Annotated in this window: 18 protein-coding genes; 10 read left to right on the forward strand and 8 right to left on the reverse strand. The window is 71.9% G+C overall.

What is annotated here, in order from left to right:
* Nucleotides 1–3: 3 nt before the first annotated feature.
* The 3 genes from ABZ815_RS50895 to ABZ815_RS50905 all read right to left on the reverse strand — a co-directional run bounded on the left by ABZ815_RS50895 (nt 4) and on the right by ABZ815_RS50905 (nt 3,731).
* Nucleotides 4–762 (reverse strand): class I SAM-dependent methyltransferase, encoded by a 759-nt coding sequence (locus ABZ815_RS50895; RefSeq protein WP_357710241.1) that lies wholly within the window; start codon nt 760–762, stop codon nt 4–6.
* 294 nt (nt 763–1,056) lie between these two features.
* Entirely contained in the window at nt 1,057–2,226 is a 1,170-nt protein-coding gene (locus ABZ815_RS50900; RefSeq protein ID WP_357710243.1) for an RNA polymerase sigma factor, read from the reverse strand.
* Nucleotides 2,227–2,675: 449 nt separating this feature from the next.
* Complete coding sequence (locus ABZ815_RS50905; RefSeq protein WP_357710245.1) at nt 2,676–3,731, reverse strand: winged helix DNA-binding domain-containing protein; 1,056 nt, start codon at nt 3,729–3,731, stop codon at nt 2,676–2,678.
* A 9-nt stretch (nt 3,732–3,740) separates the two neighbouring features.
* Between ABZ815_RS50905 and ABZ815_RS50910 the strand changes: the two genes are divergently transcribed.
* Together ABZ815_RS50910 and ABZ815_RS50915 are read left to right on the forward strand one after the other, a co-directional pair.
* Entirely contained in the window at nt 3,741–4,919 is a 1,179-nt protein-coding gene (locus ABZ815_RS50910; RefSeq protein ID WP_357710247.1) for a cysteine desulfurase-like protein, read from the forward strand.
* Nucleotides 4,920–5,074: 155 nt separating this feature from the next.
* Nucleotides 5,075–7,381, forward strand: a complete 2,307-nt coding sequence (locus ABZ815_RS50915) for a tetratricopeptide repeat protein (protein ID WP_357710250.1) — start codon at nt 5,075–5,077, stop codon at nt 7,379–7,381.
* Here the strand turns inward: ABZ815_RS50915 and ABZ815_RS50920 are convergent, their stop codons facing one another.
* Nucleotides 7,382–7,558, reverse strand: a complete 177-nt coding sequence (locus tag ABZ815_RS50920; RefSeq protein ID WP_357710253.1) for a hypothetical protein — start codon at nt 7,556–7,558, stop codon at nt 7,382–7,384.
* Between the two features lie 974 nt (nt 7,559–8,532).
* Here ABZ815_RS50920 and ABZ815_RS50925 point away from each other — a divergent pair.
* On the forward strand, nt 8,533–9,129 hold the full coding sequence (locus ABZ815_RS50925) for a CoA pyrophosphatase (protein ID WP_357710255.1): 597 nt from the start codon (nt 8,533–8,535) through the stop codon (nt 9,127–9,129).
* Nucleotides 9,130–9,164: 35 nt separating this feature from the next.
* Here the strand turns inward: ABZ815_RS50925 and ABZ815_RS50930 are convergent, their stop codons facing one another.
* From ABZ815_RS50930 to ABZ815_RS50940, 3 genes are all read right to left on the reverse strand, one after another.
* Nucleotides 9,165–10,820 (reverse strand): acetolactate synthase large subunit, encoded by a 1,656-nt coding sequence (locus tag ABZ815_RS50930; protein WP_357710258.1) that lies wholly within the window; start codon nt 10,818–10,820, stop codon nt 9,165–9,167.
* Nucleotides 10,821–10,934: 114 nt separating this feature from the next.
* A complete protein-coding gene (locus ABZ815_RS50935) occupies nt 10,935–11,249 on the reverse strand; it encodes a hypothetical protein (protein ID WP_357710260.1) in 315 nt (104 codons plus the stop codon).
* Between the two features lie 92 nt (nt 11,250–11,341).
* Nucleotides 11,342–13,303 carry an AAA family ATPase gene (locus tag ABZ815_RS50940; protein ID WP_357710264.1) on the reverse strand — a complete coding sequence of 654 codons (1,962 nt, stop codon included), beginning with the start codon at nt 13,301–13,303 and terminating at the stop codon, nt 11,342–11,344.
* Nucleotides 13,304–13,370: 67 nt separating this feature from the next.
* Here ABZ815_RS50940 and ABZ815_RS50945 point away from each other — a divergent pair, with 67 nt between their 5' ends.
* From ABZ815_RS50945 to ABZ815_RS50965, 5 genes are all read left to right on the forward strand, one after another.
* The gene (locus ABZ815_RS50945; RefSeq protein ID WP_357710267.1) at nt 13,371–13,985 is read left to right on the forward strand and encodes a TetR family transcriptional regulator; all 615 of its coding nucleotides are present in this window, start codon (nt 13,371–13,373) and stop codon (nt 13,983–13,985) included.
* 257 nt (nt 13,986–14,242) lie between these two features.
* Complete coding sequence (locus ABZ815_RS50950) at nt 14,243–14,902, forward strand: lysophospholipid acyltransferase family protein (protein ID WP_357710269.1); 660 nt, start codon at nt 14,243–14,245, stop codon at nt 14,900–14,902.
* A gap of 80 nt (nt 14,903–14,982) precedes the next feature.
* On the forward strand, nt 14,983–16,557 hold the full coding sequence (locus tag ABZ815_RS50955) for a penicillin-binding transpeptidase domain-containing protein (RefSeq protein ID WP_357710272.1): 1,575 nt from the start codon (nt 14,983–14,985) through the stop codon (nt 16,555–16,557).
* Nucleotides 16,558–16,634: 77 nt separating this feature from the next.
* Nucleotides 16,635–17,279 (forward strand): GntR family transcriptional regulator, encoded by a 645-nt coding sequence (locus ABZ815_RS50960; protein WP_357710275.1) that lies wholly within the window; start codon nt 16,635–16,637, stop codon nt 17,277–17,279.
* Nucleotides 17,276–17,743, forward strand: a complete 468-nt coding sequence (locus ABZ815_RS50965) for an OsmC family protein (protein WP_357710278.1) — start codon at nt 17,276–17,278, stop codon at nt 17,741–17,743. Before ABZ815_RS50960 ends, ABZ815_RS50965 begins: the two co-directional genes overlap by 4 nt.
* Before the next feature lie 33 nt (nt 17,744–17,776).
* On the opposite strand, the gene ABZ815_RS50970 is transcribed toward ABZ815_RS50965, so the two are convergent.
* Nucleotides 17,777–18,055 carry a DUF3040 domain-containing protein gene (locus ABZ815_RS50970; protein WP_357710281.1) on the reverse strand — a complete coding sequence of 93 codons (279 nt, stop codon included), beginning with the start codon at nt 18,053–18,055 and terminating at the stop codon, nt 17,777–17,779.
* 134 nt (nt 18,056–18,189) lie between these two features.
* Between ABZ815_RS50970 and ABZ815_RS50975 the strand changes: the two genes are divergently transcribed.
* Together ABZ815_RS50975 and ABZ815_RS50980 are read left to right on the forward strand one after the other, a co-directional pair.
* A complete protein-coding gene (locus ABZ815_RS50975; protein WP_357710284.1) occupies nt 18,190–19,224 on the forward strand; it encodes an Rv2578c family radical SAM protein in 1,035 nt (344 codons plus the stop codon).
* A 149-nt stretch (nt 19,225–19,373) separates the two neighbouring features.
* Nucleotides 19,374–20,495: GTP-binding protein (locus ABZ815_RS50980; protein WP_357710286.1), on the forward strand; the 1,122-nt coding region annotated here is incomplete at its 3' end.

Raw genomic sequence — 20,495 nt, forward strand, 5'->3', positions numbered from 1 at the left:
AGGTTATCGCCGGGTGATGCGGATTTTCGACTGTTTATGCGGGCCCTGCTCCCAGTCGTCCATGAACGTCGCCTTGAGTCCGTATTGGCGGGCCAGCTCGACCAGGGTCTCGGTGCGGTAGTAGAAGTCCTCGCGCAGGACGTGGTGCTCCTGCCCCTCGGTCCTGTCGAAGGTGAAGTCGAACCAGCCGTCCGGTTTCATGATCCGGCCCACGTGGGCGAAGCACTCCTCGATGACCTCGATCGGCGAGTGCGAGAAGACGCTGTGGGCGTGCACGACGTCGAAGTACTCGTCCGGCAGGAACGCGAACCGCAGGTCCCGCACCGGCGCCAGATACGGCAGCTTCTCCTGCAGGGCGTGCTTGTCGATCGTGTCCTGGGCGGCCAGCAGGATGTCGGGCGAGATGTCGATGCCGTAGTAGTTGCCGGTGAACAGGTAGCCGATGAACAGACGGCCGGCGCGCAGGTTCCCGCAGCCGATCTCCAGCATCCGGCAGTCGGGCTTGAGCCCGTGTTCCACCAGGTAGTCAAACTGCATGCGTCCCAGGGCGAGCCAGCGCCGGTGCTTGTGCGAGCCCACGGCGCCCTCGGGGTCACGGGCCGTGTCGGACCTCATGACGGCGCGGTAGTAGGTGACGTGGTCGTGGGTGCGGAGCCTGAACCAGGTGTCGCGGGCCAGCCGGCGCAGGTGCGGGGCGATCCTGTGGGGGTGCCGGAACGCGTAGGCGGCCTGGTGGACGAGGCTCGTACGGGAGCGTTTCACGTTGGGCAGAGTAGGTCGGGCTCATCGGGCCCGCTCAGGGCTCGGCACACTGATGAGCCACCGTTTACCCCCTCTTTCCCGCCCCCTGCCTCTTCCTCTGCGGACCCGCCAGGCCCGCTCTCCCGGCTTCGGGCCCCTCGCCGGGGTGGTTCTCGCCAGGATGGACGGAGGTCGTGCCTGTCGCTGGTGTCGCCGGCGCCGCGGCGGCTGGTTCGGTCGACAAGGCGGTGACGCTCCACGTCCACGCGGCGAGCCCTGCTCGGCGTGTCACGTGACGCTCCCGGGCCGGGGCGATCAGCTCAGGTAGTCGCGCAGCGCCATGGCCCGGGAGGGGTGGCGGAGCTTGGACATGGTCTTGGCCTCGATCTGCCGGATGCGCTCACGGGTGACGCCGTAGACGCGGCCGATCTCGTCGAGGGTACGCGGCTTGCCGTCGGCCAGGCCGTAACGCATGGTGATCACACCCGCCTCGCGCTCGGAGAGCTGGTCGAGCAGGCTGTGCAACTGCTGCTGGAGCAGTGTGAACGAGACCGCGTCGGCCGGCGAGACGGCCTCGGTGTCCTCGATCAGGTCGCCGAACTCGCTGTCGCCCTCCTCGCCGAGCGGCGTGCTCAGCGAGATCGGCTCCCGGCCGTAGCTCTGCACCTCGGCCACCCGCTCGACGTCGAGATCGGTCTCGGCGGCGATCTCCTCGGGGGTGGGCTCGCGGCCCAGGTCGGACTGCAGGCGGCGCTGCACGCGGGCCACCTTGTTGATCAGCTCGACCATGTGGACGGGGATGCGGATCGTCCGGGCCTGGTCGGCCATGGCACGGGTGATGGCCTGCTTGATCCACCAGGTGGCGTAGGTGGAGAACTTGTAGCCGAGCCGGTAGTCGAACTTCTCGATCGTCCGGATCAGGCCGAGGTTCCCCTCCTGGATCAGGTCGAGGAAGAGCATGCCCCGGCCGGTGTAACGCTTGGCGATGGAGACGACGAGCCGGAGGTTGGCCTCCAGCATGCGGCGCTTGGCACGAAGGCCGTCGTCGGCGATCCACTCCAGGTCGGCGCGCAGCTCGGGGGGCAGGCCGGGCTCGCTGTCGAGCCGTTCCGTGGCGAACAGGCCGGCCTCGATGCGCTTGGCCAGCTCGATCTCCTGCTCGGCGGTGAGCAGCGGGACGCGCCCGATCTCCTTCAGGTAGGTCTTGACCGAGTCGGCGCCGACGGCCGTGCCACCGTCGGCGATGGTGTCGTCCAGTTCGAGAACCTCTGCTGCTTGGGACAAAATTCTCTCCTCGCTCGCGTTGGGTGGACGCTCAGTGACTGAGCCGGCCTGCGGGCAGGGCCGGCGGGGGAACGTAGCGGGCCGATAGGCGTCGGAACCTTCAGGACATGAGGGAACGGAAGAAGCGGGGCCTGGCAGGGCCGTCTCTGACCAGGCTACCCAACGCTTCCTCGAACGCGGCTTCGACGGAACGGCGATCACTGATGGGCCGCCGCCGGCACGTGCCCCCTGACCAGCACCCCAACCCCGCCACCCCTGTTCCACCCCGTCCGATCCACGGCACTCCAGAAGACGCCCCCTCCCCGGCCCGGCGTACGGCGCCGACATCCATGGGACACCCGCCGAGCGGGCCTTCTCCGAAGGAGCGCCGGTGTTCACCAGACACGAACCCCGCCCTCACAGGCCCCCGTCAGGACCACCACGCATGTTCGGTGACAAGGTCGTCGTAGAGCTCCTGGGCGGTGGCCATGCGACGCTCCCCTCCTCGACTCCGGCGAAGGCCATCAGGCGCGCCCCCTCCTCGACGGGCTCCCCCGTCACGCCGTCGCCCAGCGGATGGAAGGGCCGCGCCGTCGGCACGCCGTTCTCAAGGTCGCACACGCCACCGACAGTTCCATCCCCCTGACCCGTCGAAGGCGGTTCAGGGACGGTCAGCTCGCCGGAGCGTGTTCGAGAGTGTGGCCGGTGGCGTCCGGCTCGGCGAAGGCGAGCAGCGCCAGCCCCTCCTCCTCCAGGACGTCCAGAGGCGTCGGGTCGGCGAAGGGGCTGATGACGAGCTTGGCCTTCTTGCCGGACCGCTTGATCTGCCAGGTGCCCGCCGCGAACCCGTCGACCAGATACGTCGCCTTGATGCGCAGGTTCTTGGTCGCGACCAGCGGCCTGAACTCGTCCGCCAGCACCCGCCTGCGATCGGCGTGCCCCAGGACGAGGTTGTCGAAGTCGGGCAGGAACCGCACCGGCGCGGGCACGTCGCCCCCCGGTCGCGGCGCGCCCGGCAGGTCGAACAGCTCGCGTCCCGTCTCGTCGGCGAGTCTCTCCAGCTCCATCCCCTTCATGACGGTCCGCAGGCCGCCCAGCCCCGACCAGGTCTGCACGTCGGCGGGCGTGGCCGGCCCGAACGCGGCCAGGTACCGCTCGACCATGCCCTCCACGCCGGGGTCCGGGTCCAGCTCGACGCCGGGCAGGCCGAAGGCGGACTCGCGCGGGAAGCTCCACCGGTCCTGCGTCGGCACCATGACCAGCGGCGTCATCATACGTACGGCGTACCCGAGCACGCGCTCGTCCGCGCCGGGGAACTCCTTCAGCAGCAGGGGCCGCAGCTCGTTGAACGTGAGCGGCCCGTCGGCGAGCAGCCGGTCGGCGACCGCCGCGACGGCCTCGAAGTCGACGCCCTCGAACCGGCGCGCCGCGGCGGCCAGCATGGGACGCAGCAGCGGGCGGAACGTGGCGAAGTCCTCCGCCGTCACCAGGTGCAGCGTGGCCCGCATCATCGTCGCCCGCACCAGGCTGCCGTCGTGCAGCGCGTCGTGCAGCGCGTCGCGGACGAACCCCTCCAGCCGCGTCCACACCCCCAGGTAGGGCGGCCTCGGCTCCTGCGCCTGCAGCCCGGCCAGCCGGCGCACGATGTCGGCCGGCTGCCCCTTGTGCCGGGCGAGGAGGTGCTGCCTGGCCAGGGTGGCGCGGTTGAGGTCTCTGAGGGTGAGCATCTACTTATCATGCCTTTCCCCCTGGAGTCCGTACGTTCCTCTTATCCCGCGCTTTCCGATGGCTTCGCCTACCTTGACGGCGCGGCCGGCACCCAGACGCCGGACTCGGTGATCGACGCCGTCTCCGCCGCCTACCGGGCCGGGCTCGGCAACGTGGGCGGGGCCTTCCCCGCCAGCCACCGGGCGGACGAGATCGTCGCCGCCTGCCGTGCCGCCGTCGCGGACCTGGTCGGCGGCCATCCGGACGGGGTGATCCTCGGTCCGAACATGACGACGCTGACGTACCGGCTGGCCACGGCGCTGACCGGCCCCGGGGACGAGGTGGTGGTCTCCAGGCTCGACCACGACGCGAACGTACGCCCCTGGACCCAGACCGGCGCCGCCGTACGCTGGGCCGAGGTGGACCCGGTGACCGGCGAACTCCCGATCGACCAGTACGCCGGCCTCATCGGGGAGCGGACCAAGGTCGTCGCCGTGACGGCGGCCAGCAACATCCTCGGCACCCGTCCCGACCTGCCCGCCATCGCCGAGCTGGCGCACCGCGCGGGCGCCCTGCTGTACGTGGACGGCGTGCACGCCACCCCGCACGGCCCGGTGGACATGCGGGCCCTCGGCGCCGACTTCTACGCCACCAGCGCCTACAAGTGGTCGGGACCGCACGTGGGGGCCGTCGTGGCCGACCCGGTCCTGCTGGAGACGGTCCGGCCGGCCAAGTTACGCCCCTCCCCCGACACCGTGCCGGAGAGGTTCGAGACGGGTACGTCCGCCTTCGCCGACCTGGCCGGGGTCACCGCGGCGGTCGACCACCTGGCCGCCATGGTCCCCGGCTCCGGCACCCGCCGCGAACGCCTCCTCGCCTCGATGGCCGCCGCCGAGGAGCACGAGCTGGAGCTGTTCGCCACCATGATCGCCGGCCTGGAGACGATGCCCCACGTCACCCTGCACGGCAAGCCGGCCCGGCGCACCGCGACCGCCTACTTCACCGTTGCCGGCCACACCCCGCGCCAGGTCGCCGAGCACCTGGCCGGTCTGGGGGTGAACGTCTGGAACGGCCACAACTACGCCTGGGAACTGACCGGCGCCCTGGGCCTGCGCGACTCGGGCGGCGCCGTCCGCGCCGGCCTGGTCCACTACAACGACCACTCGGACGTGACCCGCCTCCTGGAAGGAGTGGCCCGGCTGTCCTGACGCCACCGGCGTCCACGCCTCGACCGGTGGCCGGATCACCTCAACCGCTCGACATCGGTCCTTTCATGCTCTACAACGACAGCACGGACCTACCGGACCTGCGTGCGGCCCTGCGAAGGGCCGTACCGCCCGTGAAGCGGCGTCAGGTGATCGCGATGGCAGGCGGACTGCCGGCTCGGCGGCGGGGACGCCTGGTCGTCGCGGCGTTGGGCCCGATGGCGGGCGTGACGGCGGGCGCGCTCACCAACCTGCTCACCACGACCTGGAACTGGTGGCTGTTCGGCGGGCTCGTCCTGGTGACCAGCGTGGTGAGCGCCGGCACGCTGATCGCGCTGCCGCACGACGCTCCCCCGAACCCGGCGGCGTCACCTGGTGAGGACCAGCAGCCGGGGTGGGCGCTGCAGCCGCCGACCGGCACCCGGGTCTTCATCGGACGCACCAAGGAACTGGACCGCCTGACCGCTCCTGTTCCCGAGGAGAACCGGCCCGGTCCTCTCGTCCTGGTGATCGCGGGGATGCCGGGGACCGGGAAGACCGAGCTGGCCATCTGTGCCGTCCGGTCCCTGGCCGCGCGTTATCCCGACGGGCTGTGCTGGCTCGGTCTGCGCACCTATGCCGCCGCCGAGTCACGGATGACGAGCACCGCGGCACTGCGTACGCTGCTCAACGCCCTGAACGTGCCGCCGGACCCGGGCGCGACCGACGTTCAGGCGCTCAGCCGCGCCTGGCGGGCCGCGACCGCCGGCAAGAGGATGTTGATCGTCCTGGACGACGCCGACACCGCCGCACAGATCCGTCCGCTGCTGCCCGCCGCCGAGGAGTCGGCGATCCTGATCACCACCCGCCACGTGCTGGTCGGCCTCGATCCTGACCGCGGCGTCACCCTGCGACCGTTCACCCGCGGCCAGGCGGCCCAGTTGGCCGGCACGATCCTGCGCCGCGCCGGCCTGAACGACCCCCAGGCCGTCGCCGCGATCGCCGCCGGCTTCCGCCTCCCCCTCGCCATCCGGCAGATGAGCGACCTCAAGGCGGCGAATCCGGCCCAGGAGATCCCTTCCGCGGCCACGCTGCCGATCGACGACGAGACCGCCACCGCGTTCGCCCGGTCTCTCGCCGCGCTGGCCAAACCCGCCCGCCTCGTGCTCCGCCGCGTCGCCCGCTATCCGGGCTCGCTGGTCAGCGCGCCCATCGCCGCCGTCCTGGCCGACCGACCGGCCGACGAGGCCGCCGCGCTGCTGGCCGTCCTCTACCGGCGCGGGCTGCTCATCGCCGACAGCCGCGCCGGAGGCGGCTACCGCATGCACGACGCCGTCCGCACGGCCGCCCTGCTCGGGTCCGATCGGCACGACAGCGCCCGGCAGCTGGCCGCCGCCGACGAACGGCTCTTCCGGTACGCGCGCCGCGCCGTCAACGCCGCCGTCCTTCTCGTCGACACCAGCACCTCCTTCACGGACGTGGACGCCGACCAGGACGCATGCCGCGTTCAGCCACCCCAGCACGAAACGGACGTCTCCGCGCTGCGCTGGCTCGACCGGAACCACCCGGATCTCCTGGCCGTGGCCCGCCGATGCCTGTCCGCGGGTTCCCCCCAGGCCTGGCGCCTGATCCACAATCTGGAGTGCTACCAGCGGATGCGCGGCTTCTACTCCGAGATCATCGTGTTGAACACCGAGGCGCTACGCCTGGCCGAGCAGGCCGGCGACCTGCTCGGGCAGGCCGCCATGCACCAGAACCTGGGCCTGGTCGACATGCGTACCAGCCGTTATCGCGCCGCCCTCACGCGCTTCCGGACCGCGCTCCGGCTGTACACCCAGGCCGGCAACGCCGACGGCCTGGCGACGATCCACCACGAGCTGTGCAATGTCAACAAGTGGCTCGACGATCTCCCCCAGGCCCGGGCGCACGCCACGTACTGCTTCGAAGCCGCGTTCTCCGGCGGGGACCTCACCAGACAGGCCTTCGCCCTCAGCACCCTCGGCACCCTCGACCGCCTGGAGGGCCACCACACCGCGGCCCGCGACCGTCTCACCCGGTCGATGGCCCTGTTCGAGCAGGCCGGGCAGCGCCGCGGCCTCGGCATCTGCCACCGCCAGCTCGGCATGCTGGACGAGCACCAAGGCCGCCACCAGGACGCCCAAGCCCACCTCGACCAGGCCCTCTCCCTGTTCAGGGAGCTGGGGGACGTCATGAACCAGGCCGACGCCCACCACAACCTGGCCGTCGTCCACCGCCGATCAGGAGCCCCGGCGACCGCCTACGAGCACGCCACCACCGCTCTCGCCCTCGCCCGCCAGATCAGCCATGTCCGAGGACAGGCCGACGCGCACACCGAACTCTCCCACCTGGCCCGCGCCTCCGGCGACGACGCGACGGCCCAAGCCCACCTCCACCAGGCCCATACCCTTCACCAGCTCCTCCACCAGGCAGACGACTCCGAACCGCCCTACCCACTGCCCAGGTGATCAGCTCCAGGGAAGGCAAATGACGTACAGCGTTCCGCTGGCGGAGTTGGTGGCCCTGACCTCCCAGCCTCGTGGCTCCTTGGTCACCCCGAAGACGGGGAGGCTCTGGTAGACCTGGCCCGCACCGTTGTTGACCTTGTAGCCGCCACCGGTCGCGTACTCTCCGGGGCTGCACATGACGCCACCGGAGCCGCCGCTGAAGGGGGCTTCCTCGACATGAGCTCCCCTCACCCCTCCCGCATCACCCTTCTCCCCCTTGGGGCCTTGAGGGCCTTGAGGGCCTTGGAGCCCCTGATCGCCTTGCGGGCCGGTCTCTCCCGCCTCACCTTGCCGCCCGGTCGGGCCGGCGTCGCCCTGGGGACCCTGCTCTCCCTGCGGCCCCTGCTCGCCTTGTGGCCCGGCCGGGCCGGCAGGTCCCGCCGGCCCCTCGGGCCCGACAGGACCCTCGGCCGCCCATTGCACAGAAGACTCGCTGAACAGACACTCGGCTCCAGAATCGACAATTCGAACAACGCGAGTGATCTTGTTGACGCATGCGTGAACCTGGGTCGTGGCGGACGAGGCAGTCGCCATGCCTCCGAGCGGTAACAGCGCCGCCGTCAGTACACCCACTGATGCGAGCTTGGTCACCCGCCCGCGCTTCCCGGCACTCATCATGGCCTCCCGTTCCTGAAGTGATCTGCGCTCCTGACACCGACCCTCGGCAGGGCGGACCGATGCCTCCTTTTGATCATGTGGGTGGACAGCCGTCAAGATCGGTGTGAGACGGCAGTCAGGCGACGGCACGGAAGGCGGGCGTCCCCCGTGAACCCTCGGCCGGTGATGAGCCACGCAATGTCATGCGCAGCGGCGATCTGAGGACTCCGGTACCGCCCGCCACCTCGCCCAGCGCCCGCAGCAGCGCGGCCCTGCCGGAAACCGCACCCGCCCTCGTCGCGCCGCGACCGCTCCGGCAACGTCCTTGGAACGCCCGCGCCCGCCAACAGTGGACGCAGGGGGCGCGGGGGGCGCAGGCGGAATGGGCGACGTGAAGGTCATGGGGGTGATGGGCGTCGTGCGGGCCGTGGGGGCATGGGGGATAGGAACGCGGGGGGCGTCCCGGAGCGAGGGACGGGGCGGGTGCGGAGGTGGGGGCGTGGGATCCTGAGGGGATGTTGCCCCCGATCGACGTGCTGCGCGAGCAGGTCACCGCTCATCTCGCCGCCTTCGACCGCCGGGAGGTGCCGCCCGCCTCGGGGGTGCGCCGGGCGGCCGTGACGGTGTGCGTGCTGGAGGACGCCGGGCGCGTCCCGTACACGGTGCTGATCCGCAGGGCGGCGCGCGGGCGCAACCCCGGGCAGTGGGCGCTGCCGGGCGGGCGGCTCGACGAGGACGAGCTGCCGGTGGAGGCTGCGCTGCGGGAGCTGGCCGAGGAGGTCGGGGTGACCGGCGTGCAGGTGGCCGGGCTGCTCGACGACTTCGTCGCCGACTCCGGGTTCGTGATCACCCCGGTGGTGGCGTTCGGCGGCCGGCAGGAGCCGGTGGGGGACGCCCACGAGGTGGCCTCGGTGCACGCGGTCCCGCTGGAGCGCTTCCTGGCGCCCGGGGTGCCCCGCTGGCAGGGCGAGATGCTGCAGATGCCGCTCGGGCCGGGCATCGTGATCCACGCGCCGACCGGGGCGATCCTGTGGCAGTTCGCCGAGGTGGCGCTGCGCGGACGCGAACAGCGGGTGTTCGACGTCGCCCAGCCCCACTGGACGAGAACCTGACCCTCCCACCGGACCACGCCCAGAACCCGGGCGGCTCAGAAGGGGCCGGTCAGTTCGCCGAGTTTGCCGGTCAGCTCCAGGTTGGCCGCGTAGTCGACGGGCACCGCGATCACCGACACCGTCTCGTCGGCCAGCGCCTTGCGCAGCGTGGGAAGCAGTTCCCCGGCACTGGTGACCCGGTAACCGCGCGCGCCGAAGCTCTCGGCGTAGGCGACGAAGTCGGGGTTGCCGAAGCGGATGCCCGAGTGGCGGCCGAGCTCCAGGTCCATCTTCCACTCGATCAGCCCGTACGCGTCGTCCACCCACACCAGAACCGTGATCGGGATGCGCTCCCGTACGGCCGTCTCCAGCTCCTGGGAGTTCATCAGGAACGCCCCGTCGCCGGTGGCGGCCAGCACCTTGCGCCGTGGGAAGGCCAGCTTGGCGGCCAGCGCCCCCGGCACGGCGAATCCCATCGAGGACAGCCCGTTGGAGACCAGCATCGTGTTCGGCTCGTACGTCGGGTACATGCGGGCCATCCACATCTTCACCGCCCCGGTGTCGGCCAGGACGATGTCCTCGCGGCCCATGGCCTCGCGGATGTCGGCGACCACGCGTCGCGGCGAGAGCGGGAAGCCGTCCTCCGAGCGCCCCTGCTCCAGTTCCTCGCGCATCAGCCGGCGGATCTTCTCACCGGTGCCGTTGACCTCGAAGCGGCGGGGGACGGCGTCGGCGAGCGCGTCCAGGGAGCGGGAGATGTCGCCGTGGACGCCCACGTCCACCGGGTAGTGGTCGTCGACCTCGGCGGGGAACCGGTGCAGGTGGATGATCTTCTTGTCCCGGTTCGGGTTGATCTTGACGGGGTCGAACTCCTGCAGCTCGTACCCGACGCTGATCAGCACGTCGGCCTCGTCGAAGCCGAAGTTGACGTAGTCGTGCCGCATGAAGCCGACCGCGCCCAGCGCGTGCGGGTGGTCGTCGGGGAAGACGCCCTTGCCGTTGAACGTGGTGGCCACCGGCAGCCCGAGCCGCTCGGAGAAGCGCACCAGCGCGGCGGAGGCCCCGGCCCGGCCGGCGCCGTGCCCGGCGAGCACGATCGGCCTGCGCGCGCCGGCCAGTACGTCGGCCGCGCGGGCGATCTGGGCGGCCGAGGGGTCCTGGGGGCGTACGACGTTGACGGGCAGCGGGCCGAGGTCGGCCGGCACGGGGGCCGACTCGACGTCCTCGGGGATGGCCAGGTAGACCGCGCCGGGCCGCTCGGTCTGGGCGGTCTTGAACGCCTTGCGGATCATCTCGGGCAGCGCCAGGGCCGTCGGCGCCATGTCCGCCCATTTGGTGATCGGCCGGAACAGCGACACCAGGTCGACCACCTGGTGCGACTCCTTGTAGATGCGGTCGAGCCCGACCTGGGCGGTGATCGCCACGACGGGGGTGCTGTTGGTGGTGGCGTCGGCCACGCCGAGCTGCAGGTTGATCGCGCCGGGGCCGAGCGTGGCCGAGGCCACCCCCGCCTTGCCGGTCAGCCTGCCGTAGATCTCGGCCATGAACGCCGCGCCCTGCTCGTGCCGGACGAGGATGTAGCGGATGGAGGAGTCGTTGAGCGCGTCGACGAAGTGGATGTTCTCCTCGCCGGGGATGCCGAAGACGTACTCGACGCCTTCCGCCTCCAGGGCTCGCACGATCAGATGGGCCGCGTCCGCCTGCGGAGACATGGGTAACGCCTTCTTTCATGAGCGACTGCGTCCCTCACAGCACCGGGGAGGCGCGCTTCATTCCGGAGGCGTCCCTGTGCCCGCGCGACGGCGGATTCACGCGGGCACAGCGGGTCAGGAGCCCAGCGCGCGCGTGGCCAGCGCGCCGAGGACCATGCCGACGATCATGCAGGCCGCGGCGGCGATGGCGGCCCACTTGCCGAGGGGCTCGCCACGGGTGTGGCCGACGATGCCCAGCACGATGCCGGCCAGGCCGAACAGGATCGGTATGAACAGGACGGCCACCGCGGCGCTGACGAACCCGATGATCGACAGGACCTGGGCGCCCTGCCGCGGCTGCGGCGGCCGGCCGTAGGGCGGCGGTTGCGGCCGGCGCCCCTCACGCGTGTGCTCGTCGTCGCCTGGCGGCGGGTCTTGCGAAGCGGTCATCTCCGGCTCCCTCGTGAAGTGAATCACATCACACACCAGAGCCGTGGGCCTGTCGAGCCGCCGAGTCCAGACATCTGCCCATTTCAGAAGGCTTATGACGGGCGGGAAAGCTGCGGGGGAAGGGCTTCGGCGTGGACCACGTCGAGCCGGGAGACCGCGCGGGTGAGGGCGACGTACAGGCGGTTGAGGCCGCGCGGCTCGGCGGCGACGACGGCGGCCGGCTCGGCCAGGACCACGTGGTCGTACTCCAGCCCCTTGCACATCGAGGCGGGCAGGACGCTCAGCCGCTCGCCGAGGTCCAGCCCTTCGTCCCAGAGCGCGCAGGTGATCGCCTCGACGTGGGCGTCGGCCGCGATCACCCCGATCGACCCCTCGAACCCGCGCGCCTCCCGTACGGCCTCCACGACCCCCTTCTCCAGCCCCGCGGTCGCGATGACGCGCAGCCTGCCGTCGGAGCGGTAGGAGCGGGTGAGCGGCACGTCGGCGTCGAGCGCGGCCAGCAGCGTGTTGGCCAGCTCCACGACCACGCCGGGCACCCGGAAGCCGGTGGTCAGCTCGACGATCCGGCCGTCGGGCCTGCCGAGCAGCTCCAGGTGCTCCGGCCACGACGCCGCCGCCCACGGCGTGGTGCCCTGGGCCAGGTCGCCGAGCACGGTCAGGGAGCCGTGCTCGCTGCGCCTGGCGACGGCGCGGCACTGCATGGGCGACAGGTCCTGCGCCTCGTCCACGATGACGTGGCCGTAGCCGCGGGGACGTTCGAGCAGGCCGGCCAGCTCGTCCAGGAGCACCAGGTCGGCCTCGGTCCATCTGGCGCTCTTGACGCCGCGCGGCGGGCGGGACCAGGCGAGGGCGGCGCGTTCGTCGTCGGTCAGCAGGCCCTCGGGCGGGGCGCTGAGCACCTCGTGCAGCACGTCCTCGGGGCGGACGGCGGGCCAGGTCGCGTCGAGCGCCGGGGCCACCGCGCGGCCGGTCCTGCGTTCCCAGGCGGCGTTGCAGGTCAGGCCGCGGGCCTCGGCCTGCCGGCGCATCGCCGCCACCATCCTGGCCCTGACCCGGTCGCGGCCGACCCCGTACGGGAGCGCGGCCCGCCGGGTGTCCTCCACGATGCGGCGCAGCTCGTCCTCGCCGACGCGCCAGCGGTAGGAGCCGTCGGCCACCACGACCGGCTCGGCGGGCCTGCGGATGCGGCCGTACAGGGCGCGGCGCAGCACCTCGGCCATGCGGACGTCGTGCTTGACCGCCGCGGCCCGCGCGGTGTCGACGGCCCGTACGGGGTAGGCGCCGAGCAGCCCTTCGAGGGTGGTCTGCTCGACGTCCACCTCGCCGAGCGCGGGCAGCACGGCCGCGATGTAGCCGAGGAAGGCCCGGTTCGGGCCGAGCACCAGGACGCCGGAGCGTTCGAGGCGGCGGCGGTGCGCGTACAGCAGGTAGGCGGCCCGGTGCAGGCCAACGGCGGTCTTGCCGGTGCCGGGGGCGCCCTGCACGCAGATGGTGGTGTCCAGGTCGGCGCGGACGAGATCGTCCTGCTCGGGCTGGATGGTGGCGACGATGTCGCGCATCGGGCCGACGCGGGGGCGTTCGATCTCGGCGGCCAGGAGCGCGCCGCCGCCCTCCTCCCCCGCGCCGAGGCGTTCGTCCTCGAAGCCGGTCAGCGTGCTGCCCGACCAGCCGAAACGGCGGCGTACCTCGACGCCCTGGGGGTCGCGGGCGCCGGCGCGGTAGAACGCGCGCGCCACGGGCGCGCGCCAGTCGATCACCACTGGCGGCCCGCCGTGCTCGCCGGTGATGTGCCGCCGGCCGATGTGGTACGACCGCCCGCGATGCTCGGCCGACTCATGGCCGAAGTCCAGCCGGCCGAAGAACGGCGGCCCGTCGGGCTCCTCGCCCAGCTCCTTGGCCAGGCTCTTGAGGTGGCGGCCGAGCCGTTCGGCGCTGTAGCGGTCGCCGGCCACGGTCTCCCCGACGATCACGTTCTCGCGCGCGCCCTCCAGCATCCTGCGCAGCCCCGCCCTGCAGCGTTCGACGTGACGCCGTTCGTCGTCGAGCGTTCCCATGCACACCCCCAAAAGCGTTAACTCGGTTAAGTCATTGACCAGGTTAACACTTTGCTAGGCTGGCGACATGACAGGACTGCGGGAGCTGCAACGACGGCAGACCCACGAGGCCATCTCGACGGCGGCGATCGCGCTCTTCCTGGAACGCGGCTTCGACGAGGTGCCGGTGACCGAGATCGCGGCGGCGGCCGGGGTGTCCAAGCCGACACTGTTCAAGTACTTCCCGACCAAGGAGGACCTCGTCCTGCACCGGTTCGCCGACCACAAGGGCGAGGCCGCCCGCGTGGTGCGCGGACGGGGGGCGGACGAGCACCCGGTCGCCGCGCTGCGCCGCCACTACCTCGACGGCCTGGCCGCGCACGATCCGGTCACCGGGCTCAACGACCACCCCGAGGTGCTGGCCTTCCACCGCATGGTGTTCGACACCCCCAGCCTGGCCCTGCGGCTGTCCCACCACATGACCCAGGACGAGGCCGAGCTGACCGAGGCCCTGGCCGAGACCATGGACGAGCTGACCGCCGCGCTGCTGGCCGCTCAGGTGCTGGCCGTGCAGCGGGTGCTCGCCCGCCGCACCTGGGCACAGCTCGCCGGGGGCCGCCCCCTGCCCGAGGCCGAGGCCGACGCGGTAAGCGCCGCCGAACACGCCTTCGCACAGCTCGCGGGCGGCCCGCCGCGCCGCTGAGCCCCGGCGCGCAGGTCACGCGTGCCCCATGTGGCGGGCACGATTACCTCCAACGCCGGAGGCTGTGCTTAACTCGGAAATGCCGATGTGGCTGTGTCCCCCGGGCCGCAAATTACCGCCTTCACGGAATACCGTTCGGCTGGAACCGTGTTGTGCATCTCGCCGAGGAGGCGACCACCACATCGGCCTTAAAGCTTTCCGGGCGTCCCGCTGCCTTAGGGTGGCATGGCCGACTGCCCATGATCCAGGAGAGCCCGTTGCTGTACGAAGTGGTCAAGTTCGCCGCCGCGCCGCTCGCCCACGCGATGTGCCGGCCGCACATCACCGGCGCCGCGAACGTGCCGAGGGTCGGCCCGGCCATCCTGGCGGCCAACCACCTCTCCGTGCTCGACTCCTTCCTGCTGCCCGCGCTGCTGCCCCGGCACGTCACGTTCACCGCCAAGAACGAGTACTTCGACGGCAACCCCGTCTCCGGCTTCTTCATGCGGATCGGCGGCAGCCTGCCGATCGACCGCGAGAGCGCCCACGCCGCCCAGGCGATGCTCGACGCCGCCGCCGAGCTGCTGGAGCGCGGCGAGCTGTTCGGCATCCACCCCGAGGGCACCCGCTCCCCCGACGGCCGCCTCTACCGCGGCAAGGTCGGCGTGGCCTGGCTGGCGCTCAAGACGGGCGCGCCCGTGCTGCCGGTGGCACTCAAGGGCACCGAGAAGGTGCTGCCGGTCGGGTCGAAGGTCCCCAGGCCCGCCAAGATCGGCATCTCCATCGGAGAGCCGATGCGCTTCGAGGGCGACCACACCAAGGCACGCGACCGGCGCCGGGTCACCGACGAGATCATGGAAGCCGTCCAGAAGCTGTCCGGCCAGGAGTACGTGCCCGCCTACGCCTCCAGCCACAAGGCCTCCGACGGGACGCCATGACGGATCACCGCTAGGCTTCTGACACCTGTCGTCGAGGACCGGGGGGCTGACCAGTGGCGCGGGGCCGTACCATCGCGATCGTGTCGGTGTCCGCAGTGCTGGTGGCGGGTGCCGCCGGCGGAGGCGCCTACTACCTGCTGCGCACCAAGGGCACACCGGGCGAGACGGCGCAGCGCTTCGCCGCCGCCTGGCAGGCGGGCGACAAGACCGCCATGACCGCCGAACTGGCGACACCGCAGCAGCTCACCGCCTACGATCAGCAGCGCAGCGCGCTCGGCGTCGAGTCGGCCACGGTCAAGCTGGGGCAGGTCGTCGAGGGCGACGGCCGGGCGCACGTCCCCTACAGCGCGACGCTGGCGCTGAAGAACATCGGCTCCTGGTCCTACGACGGGCAGATCGACCTCGTCGTGGCCGACCGCGCGTGGAAGGTCGACTGGCGGCCCACCGCGCTGCACCCGAAGATGACCTCCGGGGCGACGTTCGGCATCAAGACGAACTGGCCGCAGCGGGCCGGGATCACCGACGCCGACGGCGGCCGCATCGACGCGGGCACGTCCGGCGGCTCGGTGCAGCAGCTCGTCGGCTTCCTCGACAAGGCCACCAAGAAGGACGTCGCCAAGCTCGGCTCCTCCTACAAGCCCGGACAGGCCGTCGGGCGCGGCGGCCTGCAGGAGACGTTCCAGAAGCGGCTGGCCGGCACCCCCACCACCCAGATCCAGCTCGGCGGCAAGACGCTCGCCACCATCGAGGGCACCGACGGCAAACCCGTCGAGACCTCGCTCGACCCGCAGGCGCAGGCCGCCGCCGTGGCCGCGGTCAAAGACGTCCCCAAGCCCACCTCCATGGTCGCCATCCGGCCCTCCACGGGCGAGATCCTGGCCGTGGTCAACAACCAGGGCGGCTTCAACCGGGCCCTCGACGGCCGTTACCCGCCGGGCTCGACGTTCAAGGCGGTCACCGCCATCGGCCTGCTGGCGGCCGGCATGTCGCCCGGCGACACGGTCACCTGCCCGATGTACGCCACCGTGGGCGGGCTGAAGATCCGCAACTCCGAGAAGGAGGAGTTCGGCTCGCTGTCGTTCCTCGACTCCTTCGCCCACTCGTGCAACACCACCTTCGCGCCGCTGGCCGAACAGCGGCTCGGCGCCGACAAGCTGCTCAAGACGGCCGAAGGGGTCGGCTTCAACCAGCCGCTCAACATCGGCGTGCCCGCCACGAAGGCCAGCTTCCCGAGGGCCCAGTCCGACGCCGAGCTGGCCGCCGAGTCCTTCGGCCAGGCCAGGATCACCGCGAGCCCCCTGTCGATGGCCTCGGTGGCCGCCGCCATCGCCGACGGCACCTGGCGGCCGCCCACGCTGGTGCCCTCGCTCAAGCAGAAGGCCGGCGAGAAGCCGCTGCCCAAGGGGGTCAAGGAGCAGCTGCACAGCATGATGGCGGCCGTGGTCTCCAAGGGCACCGCCAGGGCCAGCGGGCTGCCCGCCGGCACCCACGGCAAGACCGGCACGGCCGAGTTCGGCACCGGCGACAAGCTGGAGACCCACGCCTGGTTCATGGGTTTCAAGGGTGACGTGGCCTTCGCCGTGGTCGTGGAGGGCGGCGGCACGGGCGGCAAGGTCGCGGCCCCGGTGGCGGCGACCTTCCTCAAGGGCCTCTGAGTCCTCCTGTCTCGCCGACTCGCATGCGCGGGCCCACCATTGCATGCAATGTATGCAAACCGCTAGAGTCACGTCCCGTGCAGAGCGATGTGGCCTGGCGCCGGTTGCGGGAGCTGATTCTCGACGGGACCTACCCGCCGGGGGCGCGACTGACCGAGATGGAGGTCGCGGCGACCCTGGAGATGAGCCGTACCCCGGTGCGCGAGGCGCTGCGGGCGCTGACCGCCGACGGGCTGGTGCGCCCGGCGGGGCGCGGGGTGGTCGTCGTGGCCCTGGAGGCGTCCGCGCTGGAGGACGCCTTCCAGGTGCGGGCGGCCCTGGAGGCACTGACCGCCGAGCTGGCCGCCACCCGGCAGGGCGAGGGCCGTATCGCCCCCGCCGACCTGGTCTCGCTGCGCGAGGTCGCCGACGCCACGGCGGCCGCCACCGCGCAGGGCCGCCTCACCGAGGCCGTCGGGCTCAACCGCCGCTTCCACCGGCGGATCGCCGAGCTGGCGGCCAACGCCATCGCGCTGCACACCCTGGAGCGCGTCTGGGACCAGATCCAGGTGTCCACGCTGCGCTCGCTGGCGCCGCCGTCCCGTCCGGCGCACGTCTCCGGCCAGCACGAGCAGCTCCTCGCCGCGATCATCGAGGCCCGGCCGCAGGACGCGGCGGCCATCGCCCGCGCGCACGTCCTCGACACCCGTGCCGTCACCCACAGAACGGACGAACCCACATGACCCGCCATCACACGTACGACGTCACCGTGACCTGGACCGGCAACAAGGGCGCCGGCACCGACGACTACCGCGCCTACGGCCGCGACCACGACGTGTCGGCCGAGGGCCCGCCGGTCATCGCGGGCAGCTCCGACCCCGCCTTCCGCGGCGACCGCGCCCGCTGGAACCCCGAGCAGCTGCTGGTCGCCTCGCTCTCCCAGTGCCACATGCTCTGGTACCTGCACCTGTGCGCCGACGCGGGCGTCGTGGTCACCGCGTACGCCGACCGCGCGGCGGGCACCATGGCCGAGAACGGCGCCGGCGGCCGGTTCACCGAGGTCGTGCTCCGCCCGGAGGTGACCGTGGCCGCGCCGGAGATGGCCGAGACCGCCGCCCGCCTGCACGCGGACGCCCACAAGGCGTGCTTCATCGCCGCCTCGGTCAACTTCCCGGTACGCCACGAGCCGACCGTCCGCACGGCCTGAGCGTCACCGGAGCCGGACGCCGTCCGGGAACGGTCAGCGCGAGGCGGCCAGCGCCACGGCGGTGGCGGCCTCGTGCTGGAGCACCATGATCAACAGGGTGGCCACCAGCGTCGCGATGAGCACCCAGCTGATCACGATGATGACCGTCGACCGGCGCGGCCGCCTGCTGCCCGGCTGCCCCTTCGCCCTCGCCTCACCGCGACGGGCCCGCTCGTTGAACGACTCGAGCCGGGCGACGAGACGCGGATCGTCGTCGACGAGGTGCTGCTCGATCTGGGCCAGCATTCGCTCCTCGTCCTGCGACCAGGCCATAGACGCACCTCCGGAACGCAAGCACTGTGGCGTGTTCCTCCCCAACCATGAAGATCATTAGCCTTGGCGTGACCCCCTAATTACCGCCTCTTTTCGGTTTGCGATCACGCTCGAACTTTTGTTCTAATCATGGGATGCGCTGGGACAACCTGCGCCTGGCCGGGCCCGGTCAGGCCGATCCAACCGTGCCGTTGTTCGCCCGCGGCGCGGTCACCCGTACGTTCGACACGCCCGAGTTCAGGGGGATGACCTTCTACGAGGTCCAGGCCCGGTCCATCATCAACCGGGTGCCGGGGGCCAGCCGGGTGCCGTTCGAGTACACGATCAACCCCTACCGGGGCTGCGGGCATCGCTGCGTCTACTGCTTCGCCCGCAAGACGCACGAGTACCTCGACCTCGACGCCGGGGCCGACTTCGACTCGAAGATCGTCGTCAAGGTCAACGCGGCCGAGCTGGCCCGCAAGGAGCTGGCCGCGGCCCGCTGGGGCGGCCGCCACGTGGCCATGGGCACCAACGTCGACTGCTACCAGCGCGCCGAGGGCCGCTACCGGCTGATGCGGGGCATCCTGGCCGCCCTGCGCGACGCGGCGAACCCGTTCTCGGTGCTCACCAAGGGCACGCTGATCCTGCGCGACCTCGACCTGCTCACCGAGGCGGCCGAGGTCACCGACGTGAGCACGAGCGTGTCGGTCGGCTTCGTCGACGAGGCCGTGTGGCGCGGGGTCGAGCCCGGCACGCCCAACCCGCGCCGGCGGCTGGAGGCGTGCGCCACGCTCAACGACAACGGCGTGGCGTGCGGGGTGCTGATGGCGCCGATCCTGCCGTACCTGACCGACTCCCCCGCCCAGCTCGAACGCACGGTCAAGGAGATCGCCGAGGCCGGTGCGACCCACGTCGTCCCGATCGTCCTGCACCTGCGGTCCGGCGCGCGCGAGTGGTGGCTGAGCTGGCTCGGGCGCGAGTACCCGCGTCTGGTTCCGCGCTACCTGGAGCTGTACGGCCGCGGCGCCTACGCCCCCACCTCCTACCAGGACCGCGTCGTGGCCCAGGTCAGGGAGCTGGCCGAACGCCACGGCGTCGGCAGGGCCACCCCGGCCATGGCCCGCCGCGTACCGCCCCACCCGATCCCCGCCGCCGTCGCCGAGCCGGAGCAGCTTCGCCTGTTGTGACCCGGTTTAAATCGGTGGCCGGTCCCTCCGCCTCGGTGACAGGATGACCGGGCACTTGCCGGACGACGTTCAGGAGCATGAGATGCGGCGCCGCCCAGAGATCTTCCAGCGCCCCATTGGCACGAGAGTTCTCGAGGGCTCCACCACTCATGCACATCCTGAACATCGGCATCCTCGCGCACGTGGACGCGGGCAAGACCAGCCTCACTGAGCGGCTGCTGTTCGAGAGCGGCGCCATCGCGCGCCTCGGCAGCGTCGACGACGGCAGCACGCAGACCGACAGCGGCGAGATCGAACGCCGCCGCGGCATCACCATCCGCTCGGCGGTCGCCTCGTTCACCGTGGGCGACCTGCGGGTCAACCTGGTGGACACCCCCGGCCACGCCGACTTCGTGGCCGAGGTCGAACGCGCGCTCGACGTGCTCGACGGCGCCGTCCTGGTGTTGTCGGCCGTGGAGGGCGTGCAGCCGCACACGCGGGTGCTGATGAAGACGTTGCGGCGGTTGCGGCTGCCCACGCTGATCTTCGTGAACAAGATCGACCGAGTGGGGGCCCGGGAGGCGGGGGTGCTCGCGGAGATCCGGCGGTGGTTGTCGCCGCGGGCGGTTCCGTTGAGCACGGTTTCCGGCATCGGCGGGCCGGGCGCCGCCACGCGTCCCTTCGCCTTCGCTCCCCCGGCCTTCCGGTGGGCTCGCGGCCTTTCGGGGGCGGCGGGCGGGGGCTCGGAGGAGGTGGTGCGGGCCGGTGGGCCCGTCGAGGCGGAGGCCGTCCGCGCCGACGTCCGCCGCGCAGAGGACCGTCGCGCGGAGGCCCGTGACGTGGAGGCCCGTGACGTGGAGGCTCGGGAGGTCGAGGCGGTCGAGGTGTTGGCCGAGGGGGATGACGGGCTGCTGGAGTTGCTGGTCGACGGGGTGGTTCCGGGGCCGGGGCGGGTGCGGGAGGCGCTCGCGGCGCAGTGCGCGGCGGGCGAGGCGCATCCCGTGTCGTTCGGGTCGGCGATCACCGGCCAGGGGGTGGCCGAGCTGCTGGGGGCGATCCGGCTGCTGCCCGCGGCTCCCCAGCCGCCGACCGGCTCGGACGAAGCCGACAGCCGCACCACGACGGCCAAGCCGACCATGACGGACGCGACGGCCACGACAGGCGCGACAACCAGGACTTCCACGAAGCCCACGACAGGCGCGGCGAGCGCGGCGAGCGCGGCGAGCGCGGCGAGCGCGGCGAGCGCGGCGAGCGCGGCGAGCGCGGCGAGCGCGGCGAGCGCGGCGAGCGCG

The organism is Nonomuraea sp. NPDC047529, assembly GCF_040642995.1.
Lineage (GTDB): Bacteria > Actinomycetota > Actinomycetes > Streptosporangiales > Streptosporangiaceae > Nonomuraea.

Coding starts and splice junctions, on each gene's coding strand:
- ABZ815_RS50905 (WP_357710245.1), bottom strand. CDS start 3,731: ATGCTCACCCTCAGAGACCTCAACCGCGCCACCCTGGCCAGGCAGCAC.
- ABZ815_RS50910 (WP_357710247.1), top strand. CDS start 3,741: ATGCCTTTCCCCCTGGAGTCCGTACGTTCCTCTTATCCCGCGCTTTCC.
- ABZ815_RS50915 (WP_357710250.1), top strand. CDS start 5,075: ATGGCAGGCGGACTGCCGGCTCGGCGGCGGGGACGCCTGGTCGTCGCG.
- ABZ815_RS50920 (WP_357710253.1), bottom strand. CDS start 7,558: ATGTGCAGCCCCGGAGAGTACGCGACCGGTGGCGGCTACAAGGTCAAC.
- ABZ815_RS50925 (WP_357710255.1), top strand. CDS start 8,533: ATGTTGCCCCCGATCGACGTGCTGCGCGAGCAGGTCACCGCTCATCTC.
- ABZ815_RS50930 (WP_357710258.1), bottom strand. CDS start 10,820: ATGTCTCCGCAGGCGGACGCGGCCCATCTGATCGTGCGAGCCCTGGAG.
- ABZ815_RS50935 (WP_357710260.1), bottom strand. CDS start 11,249: ATGACCGCTTCGCAAGACCCGCCGCCAGGCGACGACGAGCACACGCGT.
- ABZ815_RS50940 (WP_357710264.1), bottom strand. CDS start 13,303: ATGGGAACGCTCGACGACGAACGGCGTCACGTCGAACGCTGCAGGGCG.
- ABZ815_RS50945 (WP_357710267.1), top strand. CDS start 13,371: ATGACAGGACTGCGGGAGCTGCAACGACGGCAGACCCACGAGGCCATC.
- ABZ815_RS50965 (WP_357710278.1), top strand. CDS start 17,276: ATGACCCGCCATCACACGTACGACGTCACCGTGACCTGGACCGGCAAC.
- ABZ815_RS50970 (WP_357710281.1), bottom strand. CDS start 18,055: ATGGCCTGGTCGCAGGACGAGGAGCGAATGCTGGCCCAGATCGAGCAG.
- ABZ815_RS50975 (WP_357710284.1), top strand. CDS start 18,190: ATGCGCTGGGACAACCTGCGCCTGGCCGGGCCCGGTCAGGCCGATCCA.